19 protein-coding genes and 1 pseudogene are annotated in these 19,837 nt (G+C 37.7%); 5 read left to right on the top strand and 15 right to left on the bottom strand.

Annotated features, from left to right (window positions below; all coding sequences use genetic code 11):
* Window positions 1–12: 12 nt before the first annotated feature.
* The 7 genes and pseudogenes from BTR42_RS03710 to argF form a co-directional block, all read right to left on the bottom strand.
* Window positions 13–153 (bottom strand): FeoB-associated Cys-rich membrane protein, encoded by a 141-nt coding sequence (locus BTR42_RS03710; RefSeq protein WP_014294172.1) that lies wholly within the window; start codon window positions 151–153, stop codon window positions 13–15.
* A gap of 4 nt (window positions 154–157) precedes the next feature.
* Window positions 158–2,165: pseudogene (feoB, locus tag BTR42_RS03705) on the bottom strand (ferrous iron transport protein B).
* Window positions 2,162–2,638: a FeoA family protein gene (locus BTR42_RS03700; protein ID WP_012961630.1), complete on the bottom strand. Its 477-nt coding sequence runs from the start codon at window positions 2,636–2,638 to the stop codon at window positions 2,162–2,164. Before BTR42_RS03700 ends, feoB begins: the two are co-directional and overlap by 4 nt.
* Window positions 2,639–3,004: 366 nt before the next feature.
* Window positions 3,005–3,739, bottom strand: coding sequence for an amino acid ABC transporter ATP-binding protein (locus tag BTR42_RS03695; RefSeq protein WP_012961629.1), 735 nt, complete (start codon window positions 3,737–3,739; stop codon window positions 3,005–3,007).
* Window positions 3,739–4,425, bottom strand: coding sequence for an amino acid ABC transporter permease (locus BTR42_RS03690; protein WP_077496462.1), 687 nt, complete (start codon window positions 4,423–4,425; stop codon window positions 3,739–3,741). The genes BTR42_RS03695 and BTR42_RS03690 overlap by 1 nt, the downstream gene beginning before the upstream one ends.
* Before the next feature lie 253 nt (window positions 4,426–4,678).
* Complete coding sequence (locus BTR42_RS03685) at window positions 4,679–4,909, bottom strand: DUF1797 family protein (RefSeq protein ID WP_003063726.1); 231 nt, start codon at window positions 4,907–4,909, stop codon at window positions 4,679–4,681.
* A 134-nt stretch (window positions 4,910–5,043) separates the two neighbouring features.
* Window positions 5,044–6,024 carry an ornithine carbamoyltransferase gene (gene argF, locus BTR42_RS03680; RefSeq protein WP_077496460.1) on the bottom strand — a complete coding sequence of 327 codons (981 nt, stop codon included), beginning with the start codon at window positions 6,022–6,024 and terminating at the stop codon, window positions 5,044–5,046.
* Between the two features lie 388 nt (window positions 6,025–6,412).
* Between argF and BTR42_RS03675 the strand changes: the two genes are divergently transcribed.
* The 5 genes from BTR42_RS03675 (at window position 6,413) to BTR42_RS03655 (ending at window position 10,655) form a co-directional block, all read left to right on the top strand.
* Window positions 6,413–6,565, top strand: coding sequence for a helix-turn-helix transcriptional regulator (locus BTR42_RS03675; RefSeq protein ID WP_077498000.1), 153 nt, complete (start codon window positions 6,413–6,415; stop codon window positions 6,563–6,565).
* Between the two features lie 27 nt (window positions 6,566–6,592).
* Window positions 6,593–7,120, top strand: a complete 528-nt coding sequence (locus tag BTR42_RS03670) for a DUF3278 domain-containing protein (RefSeq protein WP_009853703.1) — start codon at window positions 6,593–6,595, stop codon at window positions 7,118–7,120.
* 141 nt (window positions 7,121–7,261) lie between these two features.
* A complete protein-coding gene (locus BTR42_RS03665) occupies window positions 7,262–9,550 on the top strand; it encodes an ATP-dependent Clp protease ATP-binding subunit (RefSeq protein ID WP_077496458.1) in 2,289 nt (762 codons plus the stop codon).
* Between the two features lie 284 nt (window positions 9,551–9,834).
* A complete protein-coding gene (locus BTR42_RS03660; RefSeq protein ID WP_077496456.1) occupies window positions 9,835–10,281 on the top strand; it encodes an NUDIX hydrolase in 447 nt (148 codons plus the stop codon).
* Between the two features lie 71 nt (window positions 10,282–10,352).
* Window positions 10,353–10,655, top strand: coding sequence for a DUF1827 family protein (locus BTR42_RS03655; RefSeq protein ID WP_009853700.1), 303 nt, complete (start codon window positions 10,353–10,355; stop codon window positions 10,653–10,655).
* A 102-nt stretch (window positions 10,656–10,757) separates the two neighbouring features.
* On the opposite strand, the gene ileS is transcribed toward BTR42_RS03655, so the two are convergent.
* The 8 genes from ileS to ftsA all read right to left on the bottom strand — a co-directional run bounded on the left by ileS (window position 10,758) and on the right by ftsA (window position 19,703).
* Window positions 10,758–13,556, bottom strand: coding sequence for an isoleucine--tRNA ligase (ileS, locus tag BTR42_RS03650; RefSeq protein WP_074656373.1), 2,799 nt, complete (start codon window positions 13,554–13,556; stop codon window positions 10,758–10,760).
* Window positions 13,557–13,866: 310 nt separating this feature from the next.
* Window positions 13,867–14,634, bottom strand: coding sequence for a DivIVA domain-containing protein (locus BTR42_RS03645; RefSeq protein WP_013642819.1), 768 nt, complete (start codon window positions 14,632–14,634; stop codon window positions 13,867–13,869).
* 10 nt (window positions 14,635–14,644) lie between these two features.
* Entirely contained in the window at window positions 14,645–15,436 is a 792-nt protein-coding gene (locus tag BTR42_RS03640; RefSeq protein WP_074656369.1) for a YlmH family RNA-binding protein, read from the bottom strand.
* A gap of 1 nt (window position 15,437) precedes the next feature.
* Window positions 15,438–15,692 (bottom strand): YggT family protein, encoded by a 255-nt coding sequence (locus tag BTR42_RS03635; protein WP_013642817.1) that lies wholly within the window; start codon window positions 15,690–15,692, stop codon window positions 15,438–15,440.
* A gap of 3 nt (window positions 15,693–15,695) precedes the next feature.
* On the bottom strand, window positions 15,696–16,304 hold the full coding sequence (locus tag BTR42_RS03630) for a cell division protein SepF (RefSeq protein WP_009853695.1): 609 nt from the start codon (window positions 16,302–16,304) through the stop codon (window positions 15,696–15,698).
* A 14-nt stretch (window positions 16,305–16,318) separates the two neighbouring features.
* Window positions 16,319–16,993, bottom strand: coding sequence for a YggS family pyridoxal phosphate-dependent enzyme (locus BTR42_RS03625; protein WP_061458954.1), 675 nt, complete (start codon window positions 16,991–16,993; stop codon window positions 16,319–16,321).
* Window positions 16,993–18,315: a cell division protein FtsZ gene (gene ftsZ / locus BTR42_RS03620; protein ID WP_009853693.1), complete on the bottom strand. Its 1,323-nt coding sequence runs from the start codon at window positions 18,313–18,315 to the stop codon at window positions 16,993–16,995. Before ftsZ ends, BTR42_RS03625 begins: the two co-directional genes overlap by 1 nt.
* Before the next feature lie 20 nt (window positions 18,316–18,335).
* Window positions 18,336–19,703 carry a cell division protein FtsA gene (ftsA, locus tag BTR42_RS03615; protein WP_012961619.1) on the bottom strand — a complete coding sequence of 456 codons (1,368 nt, stop codon included), beginning with the start codon at window positions 19,701–19,703 and terminating at the stop codon, window positions 18,336–18,338.
* Window positions 19,704–19,837 lie beyond the last annotated feature (134 nt).

The following is a 19,837-nucleotide window of genomic DNA, read 5'->3' as shown; positions in this document are numbered from 1 at the left end:
TCTTTTGTTAGTTTACTTTGCTGTTTTATGCATTTCATCTTTGACTGGGCAGTTACAATCACAATCACCACAAGAACCTTTTCCTTTGATGAAACTACGAAAGCCCATAAACACCGCAAATGCAATAATTGCAGCAATAATAATCGTTGCCATAGCGTTATTCTCCAGCCATTTCTAGATTATCCAAAGTAATCACTTTTTCTTTAACTTGTCTTGGTTTTCTAACGATAAAGTAAATAATAGCAATCAACAAGATAACAGCTACAATCGTCCAGAATGTGATGCCTTTGCCATAGAAAACAACAAGTCCAAGTTGATAGATAATCAAACTAACCACATAAGCAAGTCCTGTTTGGAAGCCAATTGCACCAATTGTCCATTTTGCATCTCCCATTTCACGTTTGATAGCACCCATTGCGGCAAAACATGGCGCACAGAGCAGGTTAAATGTCAAGAATGAATAAGCTGCTAATGATGTGTAATCCAATTGCAAAGCATGATACAAACCACTAGTTGTGCTGTCATTATACAAGACACCGAATGTTCCAACAACGGCTTCTTTGGCTGCAAGCCCTGTCGCAGCTGCAACAGTAGCTTTCCAGTCACCAAAACCAAGTGGTTGGAAAATCCAAGCAATTGCTCTACCAAGAGCAGCAAGGATTGAATACTCCGTATCAACAGCTTGGAAAGCAAAATCATAAGATGACATAAACCAGATAATAACCGTCAAACTGAAAATGATGGTACCAGCACGTTTTACAAAGCTCATGGCTTTACCAAAGGCATAATGTAATACTGACCACACTTTTGGCATATGATAAGCTGGCAATTCCATGATAAATGGACTAACATAGCTTCCAAGGAAACTTGTTTTCTTAAGCGCAATCCCTGATAAAATAATTGTCAAGAAACCGATGAAATATGTAGATGGCGCAACAAATGGATTATCTGGGAAAAATGCTCCCGCAATCAAAGCGATAATTTCCAATTTAGCCGAACATGGCATGAACGTTGCTGTCATAATGGTAATACGACGGTCACGTTCGTTTTCAATGGTACGACTTGCCATAATCGCAGGCACACCACACCCTGTCGCAATCAACATCGGAATGAAAGATTTTCCTGACAACCCGAAGCGTCGGAACACACGGTCCATGACAAAAGCAATACGGCTCATGTAACCAATATCTTCTAAAATACCCAAACAGATAAATAGAACAAAGATTTGTGGTAAGAAACCAAGAACCGTACCAACCCCTGCAACGATTCCGTCAATAATCAATGATTCTAACCAACCAGATACATGCAAGTAATCTAGACCAGCTTGTACCCAATTTGGCACTAAATCACCAAAGAGAACATCGTTCACCCAGTCTGTCCACATTGTTCCGACTGTTTGAATAGATAGGTAATAAACCAAGAACATGACTACCGCAAAAATCGGCAATGCCAAAATACGGTTTGTTACGACACGGTCGATTTTATCTGAAATCGTCATCTTGAAATTGCTATCTTGGTTCTGCGCCATTTTAGCCACACGTTCGATAAATTCATAACGTTCATTGATAACGATAGATTCAGAATCCTCTGTGAAAATTTCTTCGGTGATTTTAATCACTTCATTGATTTCACCTTTTTGAAATTCTGACAATTCTACTTCATTTTGAACCAAAGCATCACGTTCAAAAAGTTTAATAGCATAAAAACGTGCAGAACGTTCTGGAACAATATCACCTAAAATATCAATAATTTGTTTAATTGCCGCTTCAAATTTATCACTATAAGTAGGATATTGAATGATATCAACGGTTTCTTTAGTAGTATGAGCTGCTTTTTTAACAGCTTTCTCAACGCCGACATTTTTAACAGCACTAGTAGAAACGACTGGAACTCCAAGTTGATAAGAAAGTTTATCGATATTAATCGTTTTTCCTTGACCTTTGAGGGCATCGCTCATGTTAAGCGCAACAGTCACAGGAATCCCTGTTTCAATCAACTGCGTTGTCAAATAAAGATTACGTTCCAAGTTTGTCGCATCAACAACATTAAGAATACTGTCCGCATGATTACTCAACAAATAGTCACGCGCCACTTTTTCCTGTTAATAAATTAAAGAGACTTGTTTTTCCGCTATTCGGATTCCCAATTAAGGCTATCTCTGTCATTTTTTCTCCTCACTATCTACTTTTACAACACTAATCATCTGCGCTTCTGATTTGCGTAAGGTTAACTCGTAACCACGTAAACTAATTTCGATAGGGTCTCCTAATGGCGCTACTTTACGAAGGTAAACTTTGGTATGGCGTGTTAAGCCCATATCCATAAGACGACGTTTTGCTTCATTAATAGCATAAATACCATCCACATAAGCAAATTCTCCAACTTTCAACTCTGAAAGGGGCAAAGTTTCAAGTTCTCCTTCTTCTTCAGTAACATCAATATGATTTAAAATTGACTGATCAAATGCCAAACGGCTTGATTTAAGCATGACAATTGCACTGGTTGGCGTTTTTGAAACGACTTTTAACGAAGCACCAACTTTTAACCCTAAGTTTGATAAATGTCGAACACTTTCATCAGGCAAATCAACACTAACGACTGTGTAAGGAATATCAACTTTAGCATTTTGCAAAATCAAAATTCTTGACCTCCTCGTAATTTTTTGATAAAATATTTGACCTTCCGCCCGATTCATTATATCATAAAAATAGGGCAAATTTTCTATAAAAATTAATTTTTTCTTTAATTATTAAATTAATTAGAATTGTTCTAAATAAGATGTTTGTCTATTTAGAATCATTATAATATAGATGTTTTCATTCTTGTTTCAATCATTTACATTTTTTAAAAAATAACTAAATTCTAAAAATTAAGTGTGCTTAATATATAAAATTCCACTCATTTTAATCTAATGAAATATCCATTTTTACCTATATTCAACTTCTTCCAGAACAAGAAAAACCTCAGTTGAGTTTATGCACTCAACCGAGGTTTTTTTATTCTATTATAAAACTTTACTCAAGAAATCTTTTGTACGAGCTTCTTTGGTTTGTTCAAAGACTTCTTCTGGCGTTCCTTGTTCAACAATGACACCTCCGTCCATGAAGATAACACGGTCAGCTACTTCACGTGCAAATCCCATTTCATGGGTAACAATCGCCATTGTCATCCCAGATTTCGCCAAATCTTGCATAACACCAAGCACTTCACCAACCATTTCTGGGTCAAGCGCTGATGTTGGTTCGTCAAAGAGCAAGACATCTGGATCCATAGCAAGTCCACGCGCAATCGCGATACGTTGTTGTTGACCACCTGACAAACTAGCTGGATAAGCATCTGCTTTGTCGCGAAGCCCAACTTTATCTAGCAAATCATAGGCTTTTGCTTCTGCTTCCGCTTTAGAGACACCTTTTGTTTTGATTGGTGATAATGTGATATTTTCAAGTACCGTCATATTTGGGAAAAGATTGAACTGTTGGAAAACCATTCCCATTTTTTCACGCATTTTGAAAATATCATTTTTCTTATCTGTAATATCAACATCTTCAAAAGTAATCACACCTTTTGTTGGTGTTTCAAGTAAGTTCATTGTACGAAGAAATGTTGATTTTCCTGACCCTGAAGGTCCAATGATAACAACCACTTCACCAGATTTAATATCAAGGTCAATCCCTTTTAGCACTTCATTTTTTCCGAAATATTTATGAAGCCCTTTAATTGAAATAAGCGTTTCTGACATTAGTTGCTACCTCCGTTTCCCATGCTTTTTTCAAGTCGTTTCACTAAGAATGACATCACAGTTGTCACCATGAGGTAGTAGAATGCAGCAAATAACAACGGTGTGATTGGTAAATATGTTGCTGTTACAACCGATTGGGCACCATTCCACAATTCCATAACACCGATAGTTTGAAGAAGTGAACTATCTTTGATAATGGTAATAAATTCATTACCAAGTGCTGGTAAGATATTTTTAAGGGCTTGCGGCAAAATGACATAACGCATTGCATTGACTGGGCGAATACCAAGCGAATACGCCGCTTCAAGCTGTCCTTTTGGCACTGCTTCGATACCAGCACGGACGATTTCAGAAATATAAGCTCCGCTATTTAACGAAATAATAATGATACCTGGAAGCAAACGTGAAAAATCAAGATCAAGAACACCAAAGCCAACGATTGGCGCATTATTAAAGTGCATCCAAGCAAAGGCAATCATGATTTGAACGACCATTGGAGTCCCACGAAAGACCCAAACGTAAAAACTAGCAATCCAATTTAAAATTTTTATATTTGTACGTTTAACTAAAGCAACCAAGATACCAATGATCGTCCCAAAGAAAACAACACACGCTGAAATCATAATGGTTACAAGGACACCATAGTTAAAATAAGCCCAATATTTTGGCAAAAATGAAAAATCCATTTATTTCTCCTATAAGCAATAATCAATTAATTATAACACAGATTGAATAAAAATACCAATGATTCATTTTTCTGAAAACAGTCGTAAACACTTGATATAACAGCATTTCTAGCATTTTAATAAACAAAAAAATAAAAAGCTCGCAGTTTGCGAACTTTTTGCAATTCAAAATAGCAATATAAGAAAACGTTGAAACCACACTTAAACAGGGCTTTACAAAAACCTTATACTCTGTCCTGAATTTTTCTTTATTTTAGTAAAGAAGGTCGTAAATTTCCATTGCGATTAAATCGATGCTATCAAATGAGTAAGACTCACGCGCTTCAACATCACGCAAAGTGAAAACTGGACCATTTTCAGGGTCATTGCTGAATGACACTTCTGCCACAACGACACCATCACGTTCAAAATTACGTTTAAGATTACTACTATCAGTTGTCATTAACTCAAGACGATTGATAATTCTCACCAAATGTGATTCCATGACTATTCTCCTCTTCGTTTATTGTCCATACTATTTTAACATAATTTCCTACAAACAAACAACAAAGGAATGTATTTTCTTGCTTTTATCAAAAATTCCTGTCAAAAGTGCCATTTTCCAGTGATTATTATCCCTTAAATTGCTTTTAGTGAATTGTACATAATCGCTTTGATAGAATGCATACGGTTTTCAGCTTCTTGAAAAATTATTGAACTGTATTTTTGAAAAATCTCATCGGTAATTTCAAGTTCAGCAAGACCATATTTGTCATAAATTTCTTGACCAATTTCGGTATTAAGGTCATGGAAAGCTGGTAAGCAATGCATGACAATCACATCAGGATTTTCAGTTTTCACTAATAGTTCTGCATTGATTTGGTAAGGCAATAAGAGGTCAATACGTTCTTTGAAATCAACTTTTTCTCCCATTGATACCCAAACATCAGTGTAAAGCATATCAACACCTTTAACCGCAGCAAGGTCATCTGTAATGGTTAACTCAGCACCATTGTTGTATTTTTGAGCAATTTCAATAATTTCAGCTTCAGGTTGCAAGCTAGCTGGCGCAATAATTTTAACATTGACACCAAGAATTGCCGAAGTCACAAGCAAAGAATTTGCCATATTATTACGCCCATCACCGACATAAGCAATCGTCAAGCCTTCTAATTTTTCAAAAACTTCTTTTAAGGTCATAAAATCAGCAATCATTTGTGTTGGATGCCAAGTATCTGTCAAACCATTCCAGACTGGCACACCAGAATACTCAGCCAAGGCTTCAACATCTTCTTGTTTGAAACCACGGTACTCAATTCCGTCAAACATCGAACCAAGAACTTTTGCCGTATCAATGACTGATTCCTTTTTACCAAGTTGAATCTCGCTACTACCAAGATAAGTCACGTTCATGCCCAAATCTTGCCCAGCCACCGTGAAAGCTGAACGTGTTCGTGTACTTGTCTTTTCAAAAATAAGAGCAATGTTCAACCCCTCTAAATATTTATGAGGAATTTTTTTCTTTTTCAACTCTTTAAATTTCAATCCTAAATCAATCAATTCAACCAGTTCTTCCCTAGTAAAATCAATCTCTTTCAAAAATGAATCATTAATAGCCATACACTCGTCCATCCTTTTTCTTTGAATAATATACCTAATTTTAGCATAATTATACATTTTGTCAAGCAAATTTTGAATAAAAATAAAAAAATCATCTCCTCCAAAATACCACCACATTTGTCATTTATATTTGACATGTCACATATAATCAATATATAATCAGAACGCATACAAACAAACTTTTCTCTTGAAAAACTTAATAGCATTTTATCAATGGATTATTTGCGAGCGAAGCGAGCAAACAAAACGATACTTTCCGCCGTGGTAAAAGTGGCTGAATAATAAAAGAACAGCCACTCGGAAGTTTTGAGACTCTCGGCTCAAAACTTAGGCATGGAATTCCGACGGAAGTCGCTGCCGTCCGTACACTTAAGGAAAGTATCAAAAAATTTTTGCTAAAAAACAAATAGGTGTTGCCCGCCAAACGGTTAACCTCATCGAAAACAATAAATATAATCCGTCGCTTGACCTTTGTATCAAACTAGCGGAGGCACTGCAAACTGATTTAAACACACTTTTTTGGGAGAATAGACATCTATAATTTTGGGAATTTTAAAGGAGAATCATTATGAAAACGAAAAAAACATCACTTTGGCTAAAATTTATTAAACGTTTCTACGGAATTAATGGCGAATTAGACGAATATCGCGAACAAGAAGTTAACCGTATCGGCAATAAACTGTTTATTGGTCTCTTTTTCTTTGAGTTATTCTTTTCTACTATTATTTTACTCATCAACCAAACGATAGCGACCACCGCTTTTCTCTATATTAATCTCTTCGTCCTCATTTTTGTTATTCCTATTATTCTTCTTGTTATGTTGACCAATCGTGATTTGCAAACATCATTGGAAGTCCCTAAAAATGAAGTCGAACAGACACGACAGAAAGCTCGCAAAAAGGGCTGGTTAGCTGGTGGAATTTTTGCACTATTCATGCTCGTTTTTAACGCTTTTAGCAAATGGCAAGAGGGAGAAAATCCTTTGGAACTCTTCACAAATCCTCTTGGACTTATCGCAATCATCCTTGGTGGGGTAATTTTTGGTGCTGCTATGGGGTCTATGGCAGCCAGTCAGATTGACCCTGAGAAAGAATAGCACTCTTAGCATAAGAGTGCTAATTTTTTAATGCTTTTTACTTGATTTCTATTAACCTAGTGCTATAATAGAATCATGAAGTTTGACTATCTTTGACCTTTATTGTCAATGTCAAGCCATTACGAAAGGAGGGTATTTTATATGCTCTGTCAAAATTGTCATTTAAACGAATCAACAATTCATCTTTATACAAATGTCAATGGTCAGCAAAAGCAAATTGATTTGTGCCAAAACTGCTATCAAATCATGAAAACTGACCCTAACAATACTATTTTAGGTGGTTTAGGAGATGCACAAGCTTCTTCCACACAAAATCAATCTACTGGTATGAATCCTTTTGATGATTTCTTCAGTAATTTGAATAATTTCCACGCATTCGGTGGACAAGATTTCCAAAATACGCCTCCAACACAATCAGGTGGTGGAAATAACGGCGGCAATAATAACAATTATCGTCCAAACGGCGCAGCTAACCAACAGCAACAACAAAAAGGTTTGCTAGAAGAATTTGGTATCAACGTTACTGATATTGCTCGTCGCGGTGACATCGACCCTGTCATTGGACGTGATGCCGAAATCATTCGTGTGATTGAAATTCTTAACCGTCGTACAAAAAATAATCCTGTTCTTATTGGTGAACCAGGGGTTGGTAAAACAGCCGTTGTTGAAGGATTAGCTCAAAAAATCGTAGATGGTAACGTTCCACAAAAACTTCAAAATAAACAAGTTATTCGTCTTGATGTCGTTAGCCTTGTGCAAGGCACAGGTATTCGTGGTCAATTTGAAGAACGTATGCAAAAACTCATGGAAGAAATCCGTGAACGCAAGGACGTTATTCTCTTCATTGACGAAATTCACGAAATTGTCGGTGCTGGTTCTGCAGGCGACGGCAACATGGACGCTGGTAATATTTTAAAACCAGCACTTGCTCGTGGTGAACTTCAATTAGTTGGTGCTACGACACTCAATGAATACCGCATTATTGAAAAAGATGCAGCACTTGAACGCCGTATGCAACCTGTCAAAGTTGATGAACCAAGTGTGGAAGAAACGATTACGATTCTTCGTGGTATTCAAAAGAAATACGAAGATTATCATCATGTCAAATACAGCGATGATGCAATTGAGGCTGCCGCAAATCTTTCTAACCGTTACATTCAAGACCGCTTCCTCCCAGATAAAGCCATTGATTTGCTAGACGAAGCTGGCTCTAAGATGAATTTAACCCTTAACTTTGTTGACCCACAAGAAATCGACAAGCGTTTAGTGGAAGCTGAAAACCTAAAAACACAAGCTACTCGCGAAGAAGATTATGAACGCGCAGCTTATTTCCGTGACCAAATCGCTAAATACAAGGAAATGCAACAACAAACAATCAACGAAGACGATATTCCAGTCATTACTGAAAAGACTATCGAAGCTATCGTTGAAGAAAAAACTAACATCCCTGTTGGTGATTTGAAAGAGAAGGAACAATCACAATTAATCAATCTCGCTGATGATTTGAAAACACACGTCATCGGTCAAGATGATGCCGTTGACAAAATTGCTAAAGCTATTCGTCGTAACCGTGTCGGTCTCGGTACACCAAATCGTCCAATCGGTTCATTCCTCTTTGTTGGACCAACTGGTGTTGGTAAAACAGAACTTTCTAAACAATTAGCGATCGAACTTTTCGGCTCAGCTGACAGCATGATTCGTTTCGATATGTCTGAATACATGGAAAAACATGCGGTCGCTAAACTTGTCGGAGCACCTCCAGGATACGTTGGTTACGAAGAAGCTGGTCAATTGACAGAAAAAGTTCGCCGTAATCCATACTCACTCATCCTTCTTGACGAAGTTGAAAAAGCGCATCCTGATGTTATGCATATGTTCTTGCAAGTTCTTGATGACGGTCGTTTGACTGACGGTCAAGGTCGTACAGTAAGCTTCAAAGATACTATTATTATCATGACTTCTAATGCTGGTACTGGTAAAACAGAAGCTTCAGTTGGTTTCGGTGCTGCTCGTGAAGGACGTACAAATTCTGTCCTTGGTGAACTTAGCAACTACTTCAGCCCTGAATTCATGAACCGTTTCGACGGTATTATCGAATTTAAGGCTCTTAGCAAAGACAATCTTCTCCAAATTGTTAACCTTATGCTTGAGGATGTCAATAAACGTCTAGCAACTAACGATATTCACCTCGAAGTCACTGATAAGGTAAAAGAAAAATTAGTTGACCTTGGCTACGATCCTAAAATGGGAGCTCGTCCATTACGTCGTACTATCCAAGACCACATTGAAGATGCCATTACAGACTTCTATCTTGAAAATCCAAGCGAAAAAGATTTGAAAGCTGTTATGACAAGCAATGGTAAAATTATCATCAAATCTGCTAAAAAAGTTGAAAAAGAAGAAACAACCGTTTCAGCAGAATCAGAATAATGAAACTCTAAAGAGATTGGAACAACAATAGTTCCAATCTCTTTTTCTTTGCCTCAACGACTCCTCATCAACAAGAAAACAAAACTTGATGACGTTCCAGATTTCCACAAAATTTTCTGCTCTGCTTTTTTTATAATGCATAAATTGTCGTAAAATTAAAATCGAAATATTCCGACAATTTTATAGAAAAAAGTTCATTTTTTTAGTATAATATCACCAATAGACACTCGTATTAATTATTTCGGTCTCCACTATTTCTATCACATTTTTCATAGGAGAATATCATGACAAATCCAACTTTCGGTGAAAAACTTACAACTGTTGATTACAAAGCACGCTATGGTGTTTATGCCGTTATTCCCAACGCTGATAAAAATCAGATTATCCTAGTTCAAGCACCTAATGGTTCTTGGTTTCTTCCTGGCGGAGAAATCGAGGCAGGTGAAGACCATTTTTCAGCTTTAAAACGTGAACTCATTGAAGAATTGGGCTTTTCGGCTGAGCTAGGTTATTACTATGGACAGGCAGATGAGTATTTTTACTCTCGCCACCGTGATACATACTTTTATAATCCCGCTTATATCTACGAAGTGACACATTTTGAAGAAATTGATGCTCCTTTGGAAGACTTCAACAACCTATCTTGGTTTCCAATTAATGAAGCTATTGAAAAACTAAAACGCGGTAGCCATAAGTGGGGCGTTGAAGCTTGGAAAAAAAATCATCACTAATATCTCTTATTCTACTTTTTCACTCAAAATAGTGTTATAATAGTGGTAGAAAATCACACAGGAGGAGATCTATGAGGTTAATCAACACAACAAGTAGTCATTCTGAGCTAGTTCGTAATCAGTTGCGAAATACGGACGCCAAGCTCGTCGAGACCTACTCTGCAGGAAATACTGATGTTATTTTCACACAAGCGCCAAAACACTACGAGCTGTTGATTTCAAACAAATATCGCGCTATTAAAGATAGTGAAATTGAAGCCATTCGTGAATTTTTCCTCAAACGTAAAATCGACAAATCAATCGTTCAATTAGACCAACTAAAAACCTTGCATACAGCAAATCTAATTGAAATTTCATTCCCAACAGCTCACTAATCAGGTCTTCGCAACCTGATTTTTTGTTGCTTTGGTATGTAAAAAACGAACTCAAAAATTTGAGTTCGTTTTTTTTTGTATTTGTTAAACAGTAAAGTGATGTTATTTTGCTTTAACTTCAAATCCTTCTGCTACTGCTTCTGGGAAGTTTGCTTCAACGATTTCAGCACAGTGGTCACAAATAGTAACACCGTATGAACGTTCTTTAGCTGTTGGGTCAACACGACGGCAACGGTCACAAACTTGTCCGTCAGCATGAGCAACTGTGAACGCAACATCATCAAAGACTACTGCGTCAGCAGGCGCAGCTTCATCAGTAACAGTCAATTGAGATACAATCAACAATTGAGCAACGTCACTATCAAGTGCTGTAAGAAGAGTTTTCACTTCTTCGCTAGCATAAATTGTCAAATGAGCTTCCAATGATTTACCAATGATTTTAGCATTACGAGCTTCTTCCAAAGCTTTTTGAGCTTGGTTACGAAGTGTCATGAAGGCATCCCATTCTTCAAGAATATTTTCTTGCCCTGCAAAGACTTCAGCATCTGGTAATTCAGACAATTGAACAAATTCTTCTGGTTCGAATTCGAGGTATGACCAGATTTCTTCAGCTGTGTGAGGAAGAATTGGTGTCAACAATTTAGTGATTTTAACCAAAATATCGTAGAAAACTGTTTGCATTTGACGGCGAGCAAGGTTATCTGCTGCTTCGATGTAAACAACATCTTTAGCAAAATCAAGATAGAATGCTGACAAATCAACTGTGATGAAGTTCACGACAGCTTTGTAAATCGCCATGAAGTCATAGGCTTCGTAAGCTTTGCGGATTGTTGCTACCAATTGGTTGAATTTAACAGTCATGTATTTATCAACTGCACGCAAGTTTTCGTAAGCAACTGCATCTGTATTTGGATTGAAATCTGCTGTATTGGCAATCAAGAAACGAAGTGTGTTACGGATTTTACGGTAAGTTTCTGATGTTTGTTTCAAAATATCCATTGAGATACGAACATCGTTGCTAGAATCAACGCTAGTTACCCAAAGACGTAAAATCTCAGCACCAAATTGTTTTTCAACATCACTTGGAAGGATTGTATTTCCGAGTGATTTAGACATTTTTTCACCTTTACCATCAAGGACGAAACCTTGAGAAAGCACAGCTTTGTAAGGAGCATGTCCGTTAACGGCAACTGAAGTGATTAATGATGAGTTGAACCAACCACGGTATTGGTCAGAACCTTCAAGATAAAGGTCAGCTGGATATTCCAAACCTTCGCGGGCATTCATAACACCATTCCATGAAGAACCTGAGTCAAACCATACGTCCATGATATCAGTTTCTTTAGTGAATTCACCATTTGGTGAACCTGGATGAGTGAATCCTTCTGGAAGAAGGTCTTTAGCTTCACGTTGCCACCAAACGATTGAACCATGTTCAGCAAACAAATCAGCAACGTGGTCAGTCACTTCTTTCGTCATGATAGCTGTACCATCTTCAGCATAGAAGATTGGAAGTGGCACACCCCATGCACGTTGACGTGAGATAACCCAGTCACCACGGTCACGAATCATGTTGTAAAGACGTGTACGACCCCATTCTGGATAGAATGTTGTGCGGTCAATTTCATCAAGAATGTCTTGACGGAATTTAGAAACTGATGCAAACCATTGTGGTACAGCACGCCAGATGATTGGTTTCTTAGTACGCCAGTCAAATGGGTATGAGTGAGTGATGACTTCGCTAGCAAGCAAAAGGTCACCAAGTTTTTCAGTAACAGTTGGAACAACTTTATCGTAGAATTGACCTTGGAAATCTGGACCAGCATTTTCCATCATGATACCACGTTCGTCAACAGTAACAAAAACTTCCAATCCGTATTTAACACCAACGTTGTAGTCATCTTCACCAAAACCAGGGGCAGTATGGACAACACCTGTACCTGAATCAAGTGTAACGTGGTCACCCAAGATAACAAGTTCATCTACTTCTGTATCCCATGGGTGTTCTGTAACGATGTATTCGAGTTCAGTACCTTTATGTTTAGCGAGAACTTCAAATGATTCCCAACCAAATTTTTCAGCTAAGCTATCCAAAAGTCCTTCTGCAACAACGAATTTTCGGTCATCATTAGCTAGTTTCACAACAACGTAATCCATATCAGGACCAACAGTCAAACCACGTGAAGCAGTTACTGTAAATGGTGTTGTTGTCCAAACAACGATATAAGTATCAGTATCAAGCACACCTTTACCATCTTTAACTTTGTTAGCATAGTAAAGTGATGTTGAATCGATATCATGGTATTCGATTTCAGCTTCAGCAAGTGCTGATTCAGATGACCATGACCAGTAAACAGGTTTTGCACCACGGTAGATGTAACCTTTATCAGCCATTGCACCAAAGACACGAATTTGAGCAGCTTCGTATTCAGGAATTAATGTGATATATGGATTTTCCCAATCAGCAGATACCCCAAGACGTTTGAAATCTTCACGTTGTTTATCAACTTGGCTAAGTGCGTATTCACGACACATTTCAAGGTATTCAGTCAAAGGAATTTCTTTGCGTTTCACACCTTTTTTAGCCAACACTTGTTCAATTGGAAGTCCGTGTGTGTCCCAACCAGGAATATAAGGAGCACGGAAACCAGACATTGATTTTGAACGAACAATAATGTCTTTTGAAATTTTATTCATGGCGTGACCAACGTGAATATTTCCGTTAGCGTACGGAGGTCCATCGTGGAGATTGAAAGAAGGTTTGCCTTCATTTAATTGTTGACGTTTAGCATAGATATCTGCTTCTTCCCATTCTTTTTGCCAATTTGGCTCTTTGTTTGGAAGTCCAGCACGCATTGGGAACGCAGTTTTCCCAAGATTAAGCGTATCTTTTAGTTTCATGACTACTCCTTATAAATAATAATATTTAACTATCATTGACATTGCCAATAACAGAAAATGACCTAACATATAAATGGTTAAACAAAAAAGCCTTCGTCTCAAAAAGGACGAAAGCTCGTGGTACCACCTTAGTTTAGAAACTTAGTTTTTAAAATCTAAATTTCCCTCTTTAACTCGTAAGGTGAGTTTGCCCTTTTACCCTACTTGATTCAGGTAAAAATGTTAGAAAAGGATAATTGATACCCAAGTGATTGCAGGTCTCACACCATCGCCTGCTCGCTGTAAATATTGACTATCAACCGTGTTTTTCTTATTCTTCGATATTTAATTTAAATGTTTGTGTTTCGTTAAGATTGATTTCAGAATCTGCTTCGTTGTCATCTACAATAGCAATTTTTTGTGTTTCTTCAAGGTGTTTGTTCCCTGCTTCAACACGACGTTGCAATTCTTCCATTTCTTCTGGTGTAAATTGACGTGTTGCATCCATTGACAATTCGTCATCTGTTTCTGGAACTTCTTCTTCCAAAACTTTTTCAACAACTTCACGGAAAGCAGCATCTGAGTTTTGAAGGTAAACTGCTGTTGGTTGCAACAATTCTGTCCATTCTGGTGAATTTGTTAAACCAAGTTGCCCTTCGATAGCTGCTACCAAACGTTGGTGGAATACACGTGTTTGACGTTTCAAATCTTCTGTTTCCACAGCAACACGTTTAGCTTCGTCAGTTGCATCGCGTAAAATTTGATTAGCTTTTGATTTAGCCTCATCAATAAGATGTTGTGCATCATAGTTAGCTTTGCTAACAAGGTTAGCAGCTTCATCGTTAGCAGATGTTTTAACTTTTTCAGCTGTTTCTTGTGCAAGGATAACAGATTGACTCAATGATTCTTTCATTTCATCGAAGTAAGCTAATTTATCTTCTAAATCTTTGATTCTGTTTTCTTGTTCATGATTACGACGAACCAAGTCTTCATAATCATCTACAACAATATCAAGAAATTCATTAACTTCTTCTTCGTCGTAACCACGAAATTTTAATTTAAATGTTTTATCTTTAATATCAAGTGCTGTAAGTGCCATTGATTTCTCCTTATTTATGTATCATCTTATCTACGGTCAATTTACATTTTCCATTTTTAGTGAGACCATTTTCACTTAAAATAGAAAAGCGACCAAATCCTCTAACACTAATCAAATCTCCAACTTGAAGCATTTCTGAGGCTCTATCAACTATTTGATAGTTAAGTTTTACTTTATCAGTTTCTATCAACTGCACTGCTTGACTTCTTGAAAGCTTCAAAACTGTTGCAAGAACTTTATCCATGCGCATACTAGAAACCATGATGTCCAGTTGCCGACTATCTTTCTCACCTGCAATTAACTGTTCCAGAGGAATTTCTTTTAGTGAAACGCTAGCCTTAGCAATTTTAGTCACATTAGCTCTAAAGTAATCAGCCATATTTTGTGTTACCAAAAGCTGCGCATAACCAGATTCAACTAAAATATCTCCGATAACTGTTCGTTTAATCCCAAGCTTATGAAGTAAAGTCCCCATAATCTGAGAATGTGTCAGCTGATTAAATTTTGAATTGTAATTCACCTCAAGCAAGGTTAATTCAAAATTCTCAGGATTAAACTCATAATAGTCAGGTGCCACAATAAGTCGAGCGTATTCAGCTGGATAATAATCACTCGAAACAAAATAGTGCAATCCTCGATTGCCAATAACGCTTTTTGCGATATCAACTTGGCGAGGATTTAGAAAATCTGTTAAAGCATATGCATAAGTTTCTTCGACACGACGAGCAAGGTCATCAATCTTTTCAATAAAATCATACTCATCTGGTCGAAAATGCTGATATAAACCTTTTTTCATCGCCATATTACGCAAAAATCATGATAAGAACACGACTTAAAACGTTTAGCGCAATTACTACGGCTAAAATCGTAAAGTCTAATCCCATGAATTGAAGATTAAAACGGCGAAAAGGTCTAATAACTGGTTCAACCAGTTGCCCCATGGCTCTTCCAAACCAAGTGTTGTAGGCTCCTGGGAACCATGAAAGTAAAGCATACGCAAATAACAGATAAGAGTAAAACTGAATTAGTCTTAATAGTACAATTAATACAAAAATCATATATTAGCGTCTCTTCATGTCAAAGTCAAAACCGATGTCTTGCCCGTTATTTGGAACAGCAAGTTCTTCAACATTAACAATAACGTTAGAAGGTGTCAATAAGTACATTGAACTACCAACTTTTTGAAGACTTCCATAAAGAACTTTACTTGCACCATCAATAAAGTCAAGGCAACGGCGTGCTTGTGCATCAAGCATGTATTGGAAATCAATCAATACACATTCATTAACAATCAAAAGGTCAACAATTTCTTGAGCATCCTCATATTTACGAGGAAATTTCAAAGCAATTGTCGTTGTTGCTTGATTAGCACGTACTTGCATTTGTTCTTCACGACGTTGATTTATTGAACGAACAGGTTGATTTTCTTCAACTGCTCGTCTTTGTTGAGGCTGTTGTGGACGTTGACGAGCTGCTCCACCACCTTGAACTTGCTGAGTTCTAACATTTTGAACTGGTTCAGCACGTCTTTGGGCTTGTTGTGGTACTGCTTCTGCTTGCTGTTGAACACGTGGGCGTTGAGCCTCTTCTTCAACAGTTTCTTCAACATCACTTACCTCATCAGTGTCGAAATAAGAAATTAGTTTGTCAAATTTATCTTTAAATGCCATCTTTTGTTCTCCCGTTATTTAAAGAATGATGTTCCAATTCTAACAAAAGTCGCTCCATTGCGAATCGCAATTTTGTAATCACCACTCATCCCCATACTTAATTCCGTAAAAGGCATATGAGGTAATTGGCGAGCTTGTAACTCTTGTCTAAGTTGGTTTGCTTTTCCAAAAATTTCTTCAATCTCACTTTCAGAAGCTTCTTTCGGAGCCATTGTCATCAAGCCCACGATTTCCACTTTATCAAATTCAGAGATTGCGGCTAAAGCTTCGTTAATTTCCGAAACTTTAAAACCGTGTTTGCTCTCTTCCTCTGAAATATTAACCTGTAAGAAACATTTGATAGTATGCTCTGCTCGTTTCTGAATCTCTGAAGCAAGTTTGACAGAATCCAAGGCATGGAAATAATCAACAAAGTTAATCACATTTTTAACTTTTCGACGTTGCAAACTTCCAATTAAATGCCAAGTCAATTTTCTATCTTTTAAGGCTTCATATTTATCAAGAAACATATCGACCCTATTTTCACCAATATGTTCAATACCTGTGTCAATAAGACGAGCAGCAACACCACTATCAACATACTTCGTCACGGCAATAACATTGACACTTTCTTTAGAACGATTGGCTTGTTGCGCAGCCTGCGCAACTTGTTCAAAAACAAGGTCTTTATTTTTTTGAAAATCTGTCATTAACGATTTTTAAAGAATGGTGGTGTTTCTAGTTCATCATCCGCATCATCATTGGCTGTAAATGTTGACATTGTCAATTTACTATCTAATTCACCTTCTGTTGGACGTGCAATGTTGTCACGGCGAAGATCCCAGTTACCAAATGAATTTTCTTTTTGTTGAGATTGGTTAGCTGCTGGCTGTTGTGAAGCTGGCATAGCGTGGCTTTCACCCATATCATAGTCAAAACTTGAACGACGTTCAAATGTTGTTTGATTTGGTTGTTGTGTACGCTCTGAAGCGTATTGAGCACCTGCTGCTTGTTGTGCATTAGCTTGAGTAAATGAACGAGTTGGTTGTTGGAATCCTGCTGCTTGCTCAGCGCGATCTTGACGAACACCTGTTGCAACAACTGTTACGCGGATTTCATCTTTCATCGTATCATCAATAGATGTACCAAGCCAGATATTAACACCTTTACCTGCTGCTTGACTAATGATTTCAGAAGCTTCTTCTGCTTCTGTAAGCGTCATATCAAGTCCACCAGTAACATTAACGATAACATCTTGCGCACCATCAATTGTAGTTTCAAGAAGTGGTGAGAAGATTGCTTTACGAGCAGCTTCTGTAATACGTTCTTCACCAGAACCAATACCAATCCCCATAAGGGCGTTACCTTTGTTTGCCATAACTGTTTTAACATCGGCAAAGTCAAGGTTGATAAGACCAGGACTTGTAATCAAGTCAGTGATACCTTGAACACCTTGACGAAGAACATTATCAGCTTCGCTAAGCGCTTCAAGAAGAGGTGTTTTCTTATCAACAATTTCAAGAAGGTTATTATTTGAAATGATAAGTAATGTATCTACTTGTTCACGAAGTTCTGCAATTCCTTCTGCTGCAAAGTTACCACGTTTGTTTCCTTCAAAACCAAATGGACGTGTTACAACAGCAACAGTAAGAGCACCTAGGCTTTTAGCAATACGTGCGATAACTGGTGCAGCACCTGTACCAGAACCACCGCCCATACCAGCAGTGATAAAGACCATATCAGCCCCTGTAAGAGCTTCTGTCAACACTTCTTCACTTTCTTCGGCAGCCTTACGACCTACTTCAGGTTGTCCTCCAGCACCAAGTCCACGAGTCAATTTAGGGCCTAACTGAATAACAGTTTCAGCTTTAGATGAGCTCAATGCTTGGATATCAGTGTTTGCTGCGATAAATTCAACACCAGCAACACCTTCATCAATCATACGGTTGATAGCGTTGCCTCCGCCACCACCAACACCGATAACTTTAATAACTGCACCTTGTACTGATGCTGTGTCAAATGAAAATGCCATTTTTATTCCTCACTTATTGTTTAGTCAAACATACTTCCAAAAATACCACGAACACGTTCACCAAGTTTTGGTCTTGATTCTTCTTGTTTTTGAACTGGTGGAACCTGAGTAGGTTGCGGTACTAGGTTATCATTTGCTGGTACAACTGGGTCGTTATTATAGACCACTCGTGGTTGTACTTGCGGTTGTGGTTCAAAATCAACTGGTTTGCGTCGAAGAAGTTCTTCACCAGAAACTGCTCGTTGCGCAATCACATCCACTTCACTCATTGTACCAACGTATTCAACAAGGCTGATGACGTTAGCAAACATTGGATTGCGGATACCAACTTGATTTGGAACATGTAGTTTAACTGTTGTTCCAAAAATCTCTTGAGCAACTTCAACCACACCTGGCATGATTGCTCCACCACCAACAAGAACAATACCTCCTGGTAAGTCGAGCAAACGTCCACGTTCCAAATCTTGTTTAACACGATCTAGGATGTGGCGTACACGCGCAGAAATAATTTCTGACAAGTAACGCTCGCTAACTGAGATAGGTGTATCACTACCAACGACATCAACTTGGACAGTTTCTGACAAACTTGCTTCCTCTAGGTTAGCTTGTCCAAAGTTGAATTTAAGGGCTTCAGCAATCTGCATAGATGTTTTCAAAACTTTTGAAATATCTTTGGTTACATATTCACCGCCCTCTGGGTAAATGTTAGTGTATTGCAATTCTTGTGCACGCATAGAAGCAACAGTCGTTTGACCGCCACCTAAATCAATTACAGTAGCACCGAATTCGCGTTCACCTTCATTAAGAACTGATTTTGCCATAGCAAGCGGTGTGATGATAATATTTTCAACACTAATGCCTGCACGTTCAACTGTTTTACGAAGATTATGTAAGATAGTGCTTGGTCCTGTATAAATCAAACCACGCATCTCTAAGCGAATCCCCATCATGCCACGTGGATCACGAATTCCTTGGAAACCATCAACGATAAATTCTTCAGGAATCAATGAGATTACTTCACGTTCTGGAGTAATACTTTTTGTTAATGCTGATTTAACAACACTATCAACATCTTCATCTTTAATTTCTTTTGATTCACTAGGTACTGGAATCATCCCTTGGGTGGGTTCGATTTGAAGCAAGTTAGCTGGAAGACCTACGTTAATCTTATCAATTGTCATTCCTGCTTTTTCTTCTGCTTGCTCAACCGCTTTTTTAATCGCTTCAGCAGCAGCCTCAATATCTATAATAATCCCGTCTTTTACTCCCGTACTGGGAACATTACTCACACCAATCACGTTCATTTCGCCAGAAACAAATTCTGCTACTAGAACCTTAATCGAGCTTGTTCCTATATCCAAACCTGTAAAAAAGCCATTTCTAGCCATTCACTCGACCTCACTATCTTTCCAATCATTTACTATTCTAAAATCTGTATAAAATCAGAATTATTCAGAAAATATTATATCATAAAAAAACGTAAAATGTTATCATTTTACGTTTTTTGTTATAGAAACTTAAT

The organism is Streptococcus gallolyticus subsp. gallolyticus DSM 16831 (assembly GCF_002000985.1).
GTDB classification, from domain to species: Bacteria; Bacillota; Bacilli; order Lactobacillales; family Streptococcaceae; genus Streptococcus; species Streptococcus gallolyticus.
Note: the sequence above shows the minus strand (reverse complement) of the source record. Positions and strands in the feature narration are given on the sequence as shown.